Source organism: Wenzhouxiangella sp. YN9, assembly GCF_056324165.1.
In genome coordinates, this window is the sequence record NZ_JBJNIP010000059.1 from 126,768 (window position 1) to 139,005 (window position 12,238).

Here is a 12,238-nt window from a genome sequence, read left to right on the forward strand (position 1 = left end):
CCGGGGCCTTCCGAGTGCCGGTAGCCTTGGCAAGAAGATCCCGGCTCGAGGCCGGGAATACGGTATCCAATCAGCCAGCTCCGGTCCCGCAGCCCCGGACTTGATCCGGGGCCTTCTGGGCGCTGGCGCCACTGGCAAGAAGATCCCGGCTCGAGGCCGGGAATACGGTATCCAATCAGCCAGCTCCGATCCCGCAGCCCCGGACTTGATCCGGGGCCTTCCGAGTGCCGGTAGCCTTGGCAGGAAGATCCCGGCTCGGAGGCCGGGAATACCGCGGCCAACCAGCTAAGCCTTCACCACCAACCACTCATCCCGCCACGACCAGGCGATCATGCCGCGGCAGATACAGCGCCGCCTTGATATCGGTTTCGCCCATCTGCTGGAAGAGTCGTCGGTAGGTGCTCAGCTGGGCTTCGTAGCGCGCCGCCTCTTCGGCCAGAAAATCGTCGAGCGCGCCGCCGGCGTGGTAGCCGGACTTGTAGTCGACGATCCAGCGCGTGCCGTTGGCGTCGATGAAGGTGCGGTCGATGACGGCGTTGACCAGTTCGCCATCGACGATCCCGGTCAGCGGCAGTTCGCAGGCGGCCCTTTGGTGCCTGCCGCTGAGCAGCCAGCGTCCGGTCGCGCTCGCCAGCGTGCGCTCGAAGGCCTCGCGCACCGGCTCGGCGGCGGCCTCGAGGTCGCCGCGGCCCGTGCCCATGGCCTTGAGGAGCGCCGGAATGCGCTCACCCAGCGCGCGCTGCTGCTGCTCGTCGAAGCGTTCGATACCGACCTGGCCGACGCGCTCGAGCAGGCGGTGCAGCACGGTGCCGATGCGCCGGGCCTGCACACCGGCCCAGTTGAATTCGATCTCGACCTCGCGCTCGCGCGGCGGCAGGGCGGGCTGCCAGTCCAGGCGCTCGCCGATGGCCGGCTGCCAGCCGCTGGCCACGCGCCGCAGGGTCTGGTCGGGCATTTTCGGGGCGTCCGCGTCGTTGGCTTCCGGCGCCGGTGCGGCATCGAGCGCGCGCAGAAAATCCTCACCGCAGGTCGGCCACAGGTCGGCCAGCAGGCTGGCGGCCAGCGGTTTGATCGGCGTCTTTTCGGGGTCGAGCGCGGCCGACAGCACCAGTTGCTCGCGCGAGCGCGTCGCCGCCACATACAGCAGGCGCTGGTGCTCGTAGGCTTCGCGCTGTTTCTCCTCGGCGCCGATGAGCTTGATCAGCCGGGTGTTGTCGTCCTGCTCGGCCGATCTCAGCGGCGCGATCAGCACCCGCTCCTCGCCGGATTCGGGCGTGAACGGCAGCCAGTAGAGCAGTTCCCGACGATCACCGCCGGTGCCGCGGTCCAGGCCCGGCAGCACGACCAGATCCCACTCCAGGCCCTTGGCGCCGTGCATGGTCAGGATCTCGAGCTTGATGTCGTCGCGGGGCGGGTCGCCCTCGGTGTAGCGCTCGTCGAGCAGCTCCATGAAGGCGTTCCAGTCGGACAGCAGGCCTTCGTCCTCGGCGGCGAGGGTGTCGAGATAGGCCGCAGCATCGCGTCCATCCGACTCGGGCCTGGCGAGCGCCTGCGGCCCGCCCAGGCGCGTCCACAGGCCCTCGACCAGCTCGCGCAGCGGGCGCTTGCGCCACAGCGCACCGGCTTGCTCGAACGCTTCGAAGACCTTGCCGGCTCGCTGGCGCCCGTCTGCACTCAGTCGCTCGAGGGCGGCCCCGTCACTCAAGGAGCGCCCGTCGCCGGCCAGGGCGTCGAGGTCGGCCAGGGTCAGGCCGCAGACCGGCGAGCGCAGCACGGCCAGCACCGCCGCGGTGTCGGCCGGGTTGGCGATCGCGCGGGTGATGGCCAGCAGGTCCTGGACCACCGGGCGGGTCAGCAGCGGGTCGAGCTTGACGGCGCGATAGCCCACGCCAAGACGTTCCAGCGCCGGCAGGATATCGGCCAGGTGCGAGCGCGCCCGCACGATGATGGCGGCCTTGTAGTCGCGATCGTCGCGGTGGGCTTCCAGCGCTTCGGCCACCTTTCGCGCCACCGCTTCGCCTTCGGCGGCGCGGTCGGGGCGGGCCAGGACCTCGACGCGGCCGCCGCCGTCGCGGCCGGGCTCTGATGGCGCATAGCTGACGGCGCCGGCGGAAATGTCCTCGCGCTCGGGGAAAATCGGCCCGAGGCGGTCGTTGACCCAGTCGACGATCTCCGCTGCCGAGCGGAAGTTGCGCGTCAGGCGGCGCGGCTCCACCGCCTGCGTGCCGATGCCGCGCTCGCGCGTGCGCATGAACAGGCCGACTTCGGCCTCCCTGAAACGATAGATCGACTGCATCGGGTCGCCGACCAGAAACAGGCTGCGGTCTTCGCCCGGCTGCCAGCCGCCGACCAGTTTTTCCAGCAGGTGATACTGGCCCCAGTTGGTGTCCTGGTATTCGTCGACCAGAATGTGGCGAATGCGCTGGTCGAGATACAGCGCCAGATCGGTGTAGCCGGCGTCTTCGTCACCCAGGCCGCGCAGGGCCGCCGCGCCGATGCCGGCAAAGTCGCTCTGGCCGGTTTCGGCGAAGACCAGCTCGAGTTCCGCGGCGGCGGTTTCGAGCACCCGGATCAGCGCGGCCAGCACGTCCCACTCGGCCGGCTCGTAGTGCGGGTCGGGCAGGGCGCGGGCGCGGTCGAGGCGGGCGGCCAGCGCCTCGTTGTCGCGCAGTGAATCGAGCATCGCCACGATGCGATCCTTGTGCGCGCTCTTGGGCGGAAACCCCTGGTTCTTGTTGGGGCTGGCCCGCCAGGTGCCGCCCTTGGTCAGCAGAACGAAGCCGAGCGCGCGCCAGCTCGGAGCGGTGGCCGGATCGGCGCCGGGCAATGCGGTGAGGTCGCCGTCGTCCAGGGGCGAGGCCACGCCGTCGGCCTGCAGGCTGCCGGCGGCCAGGCGCAGCGTCTCCAGTAGCTGATCGGCATCCACTGCGGCGGCCGCAAGGCCCGCGTCGAGGGCTTCACGGGCCGCGGCGAGCTGCTCGGTCACCACATCGCGCACGACGCGCTCGAAGACCTCGCGGTCGGGCTCGCCGCTCATGCCCAGCGCGCGCAGCCACTGCTCGCGCTTGCCCAGCAGGGCCACGAGCAGGTCCTCGATGTCCTGGCTGCGGTTATCGCGCCACAGCAGCAGCCGGGTGACGTCGTCGGCCAGCCCGTCGCGACCTTCGGCGCGCGCGAGCACCCGGCGCGCGGCCTCGCGGTAGAGCGCGCGGGTATTTTCCGCCGGCGCCGGCACGGGGCCGAGCTGGCTGGCCACCGGCATGGTCCGGGCCAGGTAGTGATTGAAGCTGTCGATGGTGCGAATCAAGAGGCGCTGCGGGTTGTCGAGCAGGCCCCACTCGGCCACCTTGCCGTCCACCGCGCGCGCCTTTTCCACCGCCGCGCGTTCGTGGTCGCCGCCGGCGGCGTAGTCCGGGTCGAGAAACTGCAGAATGCGCTCGCGCATCTCGGCGGCGGCCTTGCGGGTGAAGGTGATCGCCAGGATTTCTTCCGGTGCCTCGACCACGCCCAGCAGGCCCAGATAGCGCTCGACCAGCAGGGTGGTCTTGCCCGAGCCGGCCGGCGCCTGAACGATGACCGAGCGCTGCGGTTCGACTGCCAGTTCACGCTGTCGCTGATCACTCATCGTCGGCCTCCGGCAGCGCCACGCGCTCGTTGATGCGGCAAAGCGCGTGCAGGTGACAGTACTTGCAGACCTGGGCGTCGCGCGGATGGACCTCGGCCCGACCGCTCGTGAAGTCCGCGGCCAGGAACTCGAGATGATCGCGCCAGTCGTCGACCAGCGACGCCCAGGACTCGGCACCGCGGAACTTCGACTGGCCCTTGATCTCGCCGATCACCGCCACGCCCCCGATGCCGGCGTCGACCTCGGCCAGGCCGTCGAAGCCCATCCTGTCGGGCTTGAGTCGGGCGAAGGCAATGGCGGCAGGCCGTGGCTGCAGGCTGACCGCATAGGCAGGCAGCTGCACGTCGGCCAGGCGCGCCTCGGGCGCCCAGCCGTTCTTGCCGGCGCCGCCGGTCTTGTAGTCGATCACCACCGAGCCGCCGCCGTCGAGCTCGTCGACGCGGTCGATCTTGCCGGTCAGTTTCAGCTTGCCGAAGGCCAGCTCGATGGGCGCCTCGAGGGCGGTCACGGAAAATCCATCGCGCTCGCGTTCGATGGCCAGCCAGCGCGCCAGGGCACGTTCCAGGCACTGCGCCTCGATGGTCAACTCCGCTTCGGTCAGCGCCAGCGGACTGCGTTTGGCGAACTCTTCCAGGGCGGCGTCGCGGGCCGCGGCAATACGTTCGGCCAGCGCGGCTTCGGCCAGGGCCTTGAGCGCGCCCAGCCCGTCGAGCCCCTGCCAGAAATGCTCCAGCGCCTTGTGCACCAGGCTGCCGCGCTCGCGAGCGTCGAGGCCGGGCCGCGGCGGCGTGAGGTCGCCGGCGCCCAGGCGCGTCTCGGCAAAGGCCTTGAAGGGGCAGTCGCTCTGACGCTGCAGCACCGCGGTGCCGCCGCGGACTTCGCCGCCGGAATGCGCCGGTGCCTGCATGTCGTCGGCCGGCGCGTCCATCGCTGCGCTTGCAAAATTGGTGGCCGGGTCGATCTCTTCGACGCGACAGTCGCCGAGCAGCGGCGTGAGGTGGCGTTTTTCATCGTCGCTGCCGCGGCTGTAGCTGCCGGTCAACACCGGCGCGGCGCGTCTCAGGCCGGTAAGTTCGGCGCGCGCGCGCTCCAGCGCACCTTCGGCCGTCGCCGCGGGCACGCTCGCCTGCAGCGGCGCGGGAATGAAGGGATCGCGCCGCGTGGGCGCGGGCCAGGTCTGGTGGTCCAGGCCGGTGATGCGCATCGCGTCGAAGCGCGAACCCAGGGCCTCTTCCACGCCCAGGATCTCGACCGGCGCGCCCGGGTTGCGTTCGCGAAAGCTGGCCGAAGCGGCGCTCTCGCTCAGCCGACGCAGGGCGGCGGCGCGCGCCAGCGGTCGCTCGATGACCAGATCGAGCGCGCTGAAGTCCTCGAGCAGATCATGAAAGCGCTGCAGCGCCTGGAACTCGGCGCTGTCCATACCGCGGCCGCGGCCGAAGCCCAGGGTCTCGAGCTCGGTCTGGAAACGCGCCACCCACTGCGAGGGCAGGGCGGCGTCGCGGTGTTGACGCCGCAGCAGCTCCCAAGCGCCCAGGCGGGCCGACAAGCCCGGCGCGCCGCTGTCGCCGGCCTGCCAGGCGAGCTGGCCGGTGTGCAGCCAGTAGGGTCGACGCCGAGCCAGCGCCGCCAGCGCGGCAGCGCGGGCTCCGGTTTCTTCTTCCCAGCCGGCCAGAAAGGGCGAGCGCAGCAGTTGGGCCGCCTGCGGCTGGCTGATGCGCTGCAGGTCGAGCTTGAGCAGTGCCAGCGCGTCGGCGATCAGCGGCCAGCGCGCCAGCGGCGGGCCCAGCGAGACATGCCAGGGCTCGTCGCGGCGGCGCTCGAGCGCAAAGCCCGGGGGGTCGAAGACCTGCCGGAAGATGCGCTCGACCGCGCTCAGCCGCTCGCGCAGGCCGGGTACGACGATGGCGATGCTCTGGTCGGCGTCCTCCTCGAGCCGGGCGCGGGCCCAGCGCGCTGCGGCCCGGAGTTCGTCCTCGTCCTCTGGATGCTCTTCGACGGTCGCGAGCGGGGCGGCCTCTTCAGGCGCGGGGTCGCGCTCGATGCGCGTGCCGGCTGCCTCGGCGGCGTCGAGAATCGCGCTTTGCAAGGGCGTCACCGCCAGCTCGAAGCCCGCAAGGCGAAGCGTGTCGGGTAGCTCGATCTCGCCGCGCGCGATCAGGTCGGGCAGGCGGCCGGCAAATGCCCATTCATCGATGAGGCCGTGCTTTTCACAAAGCCGGTCAAATCGCTGTGCCCAGTCGCAAAAATGACCGCTGTCTTCGCTCAGCAGCGGCCCGGGCCACTGCGACGGAGCGTCGATTCGGTACTCGTGCACCAGACGCCAGGCAGCCGCGGCCAGTTCGGCCACGCGCGGCTCGCCGATGAACACGTCGCGATCGATCACCGAGCGCCACAGCGCCAGCGCCTGTGAGGCGGCAATCGGCACCCGCGGTGAATCGGCCAGCAGAAACCAGTCGTCGCGCAGCCGGCCGATCCAGGCGGGAAAGGCCAGCACCTCGGGTGACTGCCAGGCCTGCTCGCCTTCGGACTTGCGGGCCATCGCCCGGCGCTGCTTTTCCGCGCGCGCCAGCCGCGCGGTGGGGGTCAGGACGTTTTCGTTCGGGGGCAGTTCGTTGCTCATGGCTCCGCATTATGCAGCAGCCATTCTCAAAACCCGAGAATGGGCGCTTTGCTCTACGCGTGCTTGCGGGTAACGCCGGGGGAAATCAGGAAAATCCCTCTTTATCATGAAAACTCTTCGAGACTGATTTGATCTGGATTCTCCGTGCCTACCGTGTCTTCCGTGGTTTTCGGTTTTTACAGCACCCTGGTGCGCTAATGGAAAAGCCATGAACGACCCATGCGAATCAGCAAACGGCCGGCGGCATAATGAATCGACCACGGCTTCAGGAGATCGGACGATGCATTTTTCGTTGATTGCAGGCGCGCTGCTCGGCCTGCTGGCTGTCGTCGCCGGCGCGCTGACCGGCCACGGGCCGGCGGCAGGCCTGGACGCGCCGGCGATGCGTTCGGTCATGACCGCCGTGCGCTACCACGAGTTCGGGGCGGTGATGATCGTCGTGACGGGCTTGGCGGCATCACTGGTGGAGTCGAAGCCCGTTGCCTTTCGTCTGGGCTTGTCTTCCTGGCTGTTCGTGGCCGGCACGCTTTTGTTCAGCTTCAGCATCTATGCGCGCATGGCGCTGGGTCTGGAGTGGCTGGGGCCGGTCACGCCGCTGGGCGGGGTATGTCACATGGCCGGCTGGATTGCGCTGGGCTGGGCGGCGCCGGGGCTGTCGGGCGTCGCTCGAGCCAGGGTAAGAGGCTGAGCCGGCTCAGTTGTTCTCGAGGGTGGCCATCATTTTCCGACTGGCTGCTTCCGCGTGGCTGGTTTCCGCGTCGTCCACGCCGGCGCGCCGGAGCGTGGTCAGGCAATCGATCAGCTCGGCTTCGCGCTCGGCCAGGGCGTGCTTGAGGTGGGAGTGGCGCTCGTGGTCGAGCCATTCGCGAAATCGGTCGGCGAGGCGAGCCAGGTCTTCGCGGTCGACGTTGATGTCGTGGGGCAGTATGCCGTGCTTGCGAATGCGTGAGTCCAGAAGGGCGGTCAGCTCGTCGAGTTCAGTCCGCCGGGCAGACAGCTCGTCTTTCAACCGACCTTTTTCCAGAAGCGCGTCGCAGGCGTGGGCGTAACGCTGGGCCAGGGCGCAGGCGCAGGAGTGGGCGTCGATCAGCGCGGCCTGACGCTCGCTGTGAATGCTGGTATCGCTCATGGCAGGCGGTTCCGAACTTTGAGTCTCGGTGCAGTTTACCTGTCCGCTACAGATTGTCTGCCCGTTTGCCGAACTTTCATGGGGCCGGTGAGCTGACAGGACAGAAAATCGACAGACAGGAAGGAATGACTCGGCACTCAAGGGGCGTTCGCGTCAGCAGCTCGCCGTCGGCGGTGACATCCATGACCGATCGGGTCTCTATGTGGACCTCGCGACAGCGCCAGTGCACCAGATTGTCGGCTGCCCGGGTCAAGCCGGTTTTCAGGCGCAGGGCGTTGTTGAACAGGCTCCAGCGGCTCTGGCGGGTGACCAGAACGACATCGAGCAGCCCGTCATCGAGCTTGGCATCATCGGCGATGGTCATGCCGCCGCCGTAATGGATGCCGTTGGCAATGGTCACCTGGATGAATTCACCGTCGCGGACGTAGTCATCGCATTGCGCCCGGGCAGTGAAGACCTGCTGGCGCTCCAGCGCCCGGACAAGGCCCTGCAGATAGGCGAACACGCCCAGCCTTGCCTTGGCCGCGGCGTCCAGCTCGCGCGTCACCCTGGGTCCCAGGCCGACGCCGATGGCGTTGATGAAGCTGACGTCGTTGGCGCGCGCGGCGTCGAGGCGACGCAGGCGGCCGTCAAGAATCACGCGAACGGCCTGGTCGATCGGCTTCGGGATGTTGAGAGAGCGGGCCAGATCGTTGGCGGTGCCGAGCGGCAGGATGCCAAGCGGCTTGTCGATTTCCATGAGTGCGTCGAGCGCGAGGTTGATCGTGCCGTCGCCACCACCGAGCACAATGCGGTCGACGGAACGGCCGTGTTCGCGGATGGCCGCAGGCAGGGCCTGTGGTGCGTTCGGGCGCACGATCTCGACCGCGCCCTGCTCACCGAGGCGCTCGGCAGCATGATCGATGTCGCCGTCGCCGGATCGGCTGCCGGGGTTGGTGATCAGCAGGGTGGAAATGCTCACATTCGTTCCTCTGGCCGCTGAGTGTGTTGACCATTTCGGCGCCACGCCTGACTGCGCAAGCGTACAATGAAAATCACTCGCAAACAGCTATCTAAGGAGAATCGAACCATGGCGACACGCAAGGCAAATGCAACCTGGCAGGGTGATCTCAAGTCCGGCAAGGGCCACATGGCGCTGGCCAGCGGCGCCTGGGAAGGCCAGTATTCCTTCAGTTCGCGCTTTGAGGAAGGTACCGGCTCCAACCCCGAAGAGCTCATTGCTGCCGCTCACGCGGGCTGCTTCTCGATGGCTTTGTCCAATATCCTGGCCGAAGCGGGCCACACGCCGGATTCGGTCGCGACCGAGGCGAAGGTTCACCTCGAGGTTGGCGACGACGGCCCTTCGATTCCGCGTATCGATCTGGTGACCGAAGCCGCGGTGCCGGGCATCAGCGAGGACGAGTTCCACAAGCACGCCGAGGCGGCCAAACAGGGTTGCCCGGTATCGAAGGTGCTTGCGGGTGCAGAAATCTCGCTGAACGCCCGCCTCAAGTAACGGGCCGCAGTTCAGTCGACCTGGCCGGGCTCGGCGGATGATGCGACACGCGGATGGTCGATCATCGGAGCCCGGTCGCTCATTCCGGCGTGGCCGCCGCCGTGGCCCGGCTCGTCGCAGCACCGAGTTCGCTCGACTGCTCCGGGCGCTTGTCTGCGATCAAGGGGCGCTCCTGCAGCAGCTGGCGCCAGAACTTGATCGACAGATCGCTGATTGCGCTGCTTTCGGCGTTGAGCAGCAGCGCCAGGCCGGTGTCGTGTTCGCGTGAATAGGCCACCTGGGCGACAAAGCCCCGTACCCAGCCGCTGTGGGTAATCAGGTCATGGCCGTCGATGGTGTAGATGCGCCAGCCCAGGCCGTAATGGGCGTCGCTCAGGAGGTCGCGCCAGCCCTTGCGCCGCAGTTCGCGGGCGGTGTGCACGCGCTTTTGGGTCAGGTCGGCTACCAGCTCGGGCCGTACTACTTCAGGCCGGTAGCCCATGTTTGCGGCCAGCCACTGGCCCAGGTCGAGCGCGCTGGCGTTGACCCCGGCTGCGGGCGCGACGCGATAGTAGTTTTCGTTGACTTCGGTCGGCACCCAGCGTTTGCGGCTGACCTTGACGTGCGGTGACGCGCGGTTGTCGCTGGCCAGAAAGTCGTTCAGGCCAACGGATGCCTGCTGCATTTCCAGCGGCTGGAAAACGCGCTTGCGCAGCAGCTCGGCGTAGCCGTGACCGGTGCTCGACTCGATGGCCGGCTCGATGAGCGAAAACAGCACGTTCTGATAGCTGTAGCACTGCCCCGGTGGGCACATCGGCTCGACTTTGCCGAACTGCGGCAGGATCTGATCGAGCGATCTCCCGGCGTTGAGCAGGTTGTCGTAGGCATTGGGCACGATGCCGGCCGACTGGCCGAGCAGATGCGCCAGAGTCAGACGCTGCGCGTGCTCGGGCCGCGCCAGGGTGAACTGCGGCACGAAGCGCTGGATCGGGTCGTTCCAGTGCAGCTTCCCTTCGGCCACGAGCTGGCCGGTGAGCTGGGCGGCGAAGGTCTTGGAGACCGAGGCGATGCGAAAGACGGTCTCGGGCGTGACTGCTCGCTGGTCGTCGAGCGAACGTACACCATGGCCGGCGGCGTGGATGATCTCACCGTTGCGCACGATGGCCCAGGCCGCGCCCGGCACGCGTTTGGCTTCGAGCAGAATGCGAAAGTCCTGGTCGATGTCGGCAAAGCGCGTATTGGCGCCGTCGAAGTTCGCGGCGTGAATCGCGGGTGCGATGAAGGCCAGCAGAGTGATGAGGATCCGTAACATGCGGGATTTTGCAGCCTGACAGGCGCTCGATTATACGGGTACCGGGCCCGGCGTTCCAAACCAGATGAAGTGCCGCGCGCCCTTGCCCTTTTTATGCGGACGCACCACGCGCTCGTCGACCTTGAAGCCGGCCTGCTTCATGCGCTTGACGAACAGCCGGTCGGGCCCGGCCGACCACACCGACAAAACCCCGCCCGGCCGCAGTGCCTTGGCGGCGGTGCGGAGTCCGGCAGTGGTATAGATCCAGTCGTTTTCGCGCCGGATCAGCGCTTCGGGGCCGTTGTCGACGTCGAGCATGATGGCGTCGAAGCCCGACTCGGGTTTTTTCAGCAGGTCGCTGACGTCGCCGACGTAAACTGTAGTGCGCGGGTCAGCCAGCGGGTGCCCGGCCGGCTTGCCCATCAGATCGCGGTTCCACTCGACCACCTCCGGGACCAGCTCGGCGACCACCACTTCAGCATCGGCCCCGGTTGCTTCCAGCGCCGAGGCCAGGGTAAATCCCATGCCCAGGCCGCCAATCAGCAGCCGCGGCTTGGCCACACCCTTGATGCGCTCGCAGGTCAGCTCCGCTAGCGCCTTCTCCGAACCGTTGACGCGGCTGTTCATCAGCTCGCCCCGGCCGGGAATGGTGATCGAGAACTTCACCTCGTGTTGATAGAGCAGCATCTGCTTGTTGGTATCGGGAATGGTCGCCGTACCGAGAAGAATCGAGGGTTTCATGCTTGTCCTTTCATGTCTTGGCAGGTTCTCATCACGGTTGCACGACAAGTTTACCGCGTACCCGGCCGGGCCCGGTGTTTTCCAGCAGCCGATGGGCCTGGGTTGCTTGCGACGGCGACAGGCACTGAAGTCAGGCAATGAGAGCCTGTCGGCATGGCCGTTTACATGCCTGCGGTCACGGCAAGTTGCATCCTCGCCCCGGTTCTCTTACCTTGCTATCAAGGCAGCGTTGGTAGAGGCAAATCATGGTCAAATCAGGGATTGGTTTTTTCCGAATCGGTTTTTCAGCATTGGTTTTTTCAAGAGCGCTTTTGTGATCTTGAATCTCGGAGCGGCTCTGATGCTGCTGTTGTCTGCGGGGCCGGCTCTGGCGCAGGGCTCTCCCGATTTCGTTGCTCACTGCGATGGTTGCACGCAGCAAGGGCATTATGCGGTTGCTGCGGCCAGAAAGGTGCCGGAGCTGCCATCCCATGTCCGCACCCCACTCACCTGGTCGGTTTATGTAGCCAATGTTGCGCACAATCATGTGGAAGCCTTTCAGGTCGTTGTGCAGCCTCTTGACAGCGGCAGTGGTCCGCGACCGGAGTTCCCCGGAATCAAGAGTATGTTTTACGAATTCGGGCCATACAAGACAGCCTGGCCGGTGGATGGAGACCCGCAAGTCAAGGCCGCTGTTCTTGAAGGCATATCAATTGCCCTTGATTTCTCGGCAAGCCTTGAGGGGCCACAGGATGGGGTGGAATTTGCCGATGTTGACAGTGCAATCAGCCTGGTAGGGCCTGAAGACTCGCCTGCCGGGCTTGCCAGACTTCAGTTGAGAGCCGATCTTGGCGACCATCACAATTCAGTCTGGACGAGCTTTTCATACGGCGTTGGCGATCTTGCGGCCAGGGTTGGGCAAAAGTATCTGGGAGAATGGTTTCTTGGAAACTCCAGGATTCTTGTTCAGTTCGAAGACGGTACTTCCATTCAATTAGAGGTTGACGGTATCAGCCCCGAACTGGGCGGTTTGGGCATCTTTGTTGATTTTACAGTTCTCACCCATACTGCCCGGCTCCCCGATGGAACTGTAATTTCGCAAGAAGCGGGTCATTTTTCTGGTCACAGCTGGAATGATCGTGTTCGCGGTAGCAATGTTGGTGCCCAGCTTGCGTTGCTGGCGGAACTCGACGGGCCCGATGTGGGTGGCTCGGGCAACGGCCTGGACTGTGACTTTAGTTGTGACGGCAACCGCTGCAGCCTGGATTGCTCGTATTGAGTTGAAAGTGAGCTGATTGGGCGTGGCTGGCTAGGAAGAGGAAGAACAACGAAAAGTCAGCTGCGCCCATCACTCTTCGAGCTGATTCGCCCGCTGGTTG

At 66.6% G+C, this 12,238-nt stretch carries 9 protein-coding genes; 3 read left to right on the forward strand and 6 right to left on the reverse strand.

Annotated features, from left to right (window positions below; genetic code table 11):
* Positions 1-307: 307 nt before the first annotated feature.
* Entirely contained in the window at positions 308-3,625 is a 3,318-nt protein-coding gene (locus tag ACEWQ0_RS03185; protein WP_476484455.1) for a UvrD-helicase domain-containing protein, read from the reverse strand.
* Positions 3,618-6,245 carry a PD-(D/E)XK nuclease family protein gene (locus ACEWQ0_RS03190; protein ID WP_476484456.1) on the reverse strand — a complete coding sequence of 876 codons (2,628 nt, stop codon included), beginning with the start codon at positions 6,243-6,245 and terminating at the stop codon, positions 3,618-3,620. Before ACEWQ0_RS03190 ends, ACEWQ0_RS03185 begins: the two co-directional genes overlap by 8 nt.
* A 280-nt stretch (positions 6,246-6,525) precedes the next feature.
* On the opposite strand from ACEWQ0_RS03190, the gene ACEWQ0_RS03195 reads away from it, so the two are divergent.
* Positions 6,526-6,933 (forward strand): DUF423 domain-containing protein, encoded by a 408-nt coding sequence (locus tag ACEWQ0_RS03195; RefSeq protein ID WP_476481138.1) that lies wholly within the window; start codon positions 6,526-6,528, stop codon positions 6,931-6,933.
* Positions 6,934-6,939: 6 nt separating this feature from the next.
* Here the strand turns inward: ACEWQ0_RS03195 and ACEWQ0_RS03200 are convergent, their stop codons facing one another.
* A complete protein-coding gene (locus ACEWQ0_RS03200) occupies positions 6,940-7,374 on the reverse strand; it encodes a hypothetical protein (protein WP_476481139.1) in 435 nt (144 codons plus the stop codon).
* A gap of 76 nt (positions 7,375-7,450) precedes the next feature.
* Complete coding sequence (locus tag ACEWQ0_RS03205) at positions 7,451-8,335, reverse strand: diacylglycerol/lipid kinase family protein (protein WP_476484457.1); 885 nt, start codon at positions 8,333-8,335, stop codon at positions 7,451-7,453.
* A 108-nt stretch (positions 8,336-8,443) separates the two neighbouring features.
* Between ACEWQ0_RS03205 and ACEWQ0_RS03210 the strand changes: the two genes are divergently transcribed.
* Complete coding sequence (locus ACEWQ0_RS03210; protein ID WP_476481141.1) at positions 8,444-8,869, forward strand: OsmC family protein; 426 nt, start codon at positions 8,444-8,446, stop codon at positions 8,867-8,869.
* A 79-nt stretch (positions 8,870-8,948) separates the two neighbouring features.
* Here ACEWQ0_RS03210 and ACEWQ0_RS03215 read toward each other — a convergent pair whose 3' ends face one another.
* Positions 8,949-10,160 (reverse strand): serine hydrolase domain-containing protein, encoded by a 1,212-nt coding sequence (locus tag ACEWQ0_RS03215; protein WP_476484458.1) that lies wholly within the window; start codon positions 10,158-10,160, stop codon positions 8,949-8,951.
* Positions 10,161-10,190: 30 nt separating this feature from the next.
* Positions 10,191-10,880, reverse strand: coding sequence for a spermidine synthase (locus ACEWQ0_RS03220; RefSeq protein WP_476481143.1), 690 nt, complete (start codon positions 10,878-10,880; stop codon positions 10,191-10,193).
* Between the two features lie 229 nt (positions 10,881-11,109).
* Here ACEWQ0_RS03220 and ACEWQ0_RS03225 point away from each other — a divergent pair, with 229 nt between their 5' ends.
* Positions 11,110-12,138: a hypothetical protein gene (locus ACEWQ0_RS03225; protein ID WP_476484459.1), complete on the forward strand. Its 1,029-nt coding sequence runs from the start codon at positions 11,110-11,112 to the stop codon at positions 12,136-12,138.
* Positions 12,139-12,238: the final 100 nt, after the last annotated feature.

Coding starts and splice junctions, on each gene's coding strand:
- ACEWQ0_RS03210 (WP_476481141.1), top strand. CDS start 8,444: ATGGCGACACGCAAGGCAAATGCAACCTGGCAGGGTGATCTCAAGTCC.
- ACEWQ0_RS03185 (WP_476484455.1), bottom strand. CDS start 3,625: ATGAGTGATCAGCGACAGCGTGAACTGGCAGTCGAACCGCAGCGCTCG.
- ACEWQ0_RS03215 (WP_476484458.1), bottom strand. CDS start 10,160: ATGTTACGGATCCTCATCACTCTGCTGGCCTTCATCGCACCCGCGATT.
- ACEWQ0_RS03200 (WP_476481139.1), bottom strand. CDS start 7,374: ATGAGCGATACCAGCATTCACAGCGAGCGTCAGGCCGCGCTGATCGAC.
- ACEWQ0_RS03190 (WP_476484456.1), bottom strand. CDS start 6,245: ATGAGCAACGAACTGCCCCCGAACGAAAACGTCCTGACCCCCACCGCG.
- ACEWQ0_RS03195 (WP_476481138.1), top strand. CDS start 6,526: ATGCATTTTTCGTTGATTGCAGGCGCGCTGCTCGGCCTGCTGGCTGTC.
- ACEWQ0_RS03220 (WP_476481143.1), bottom strand. CDS start 10,880: ATGAAACCCTCGATTCTTCTCGGTACGGCGACCATTCCCGATACCAAC.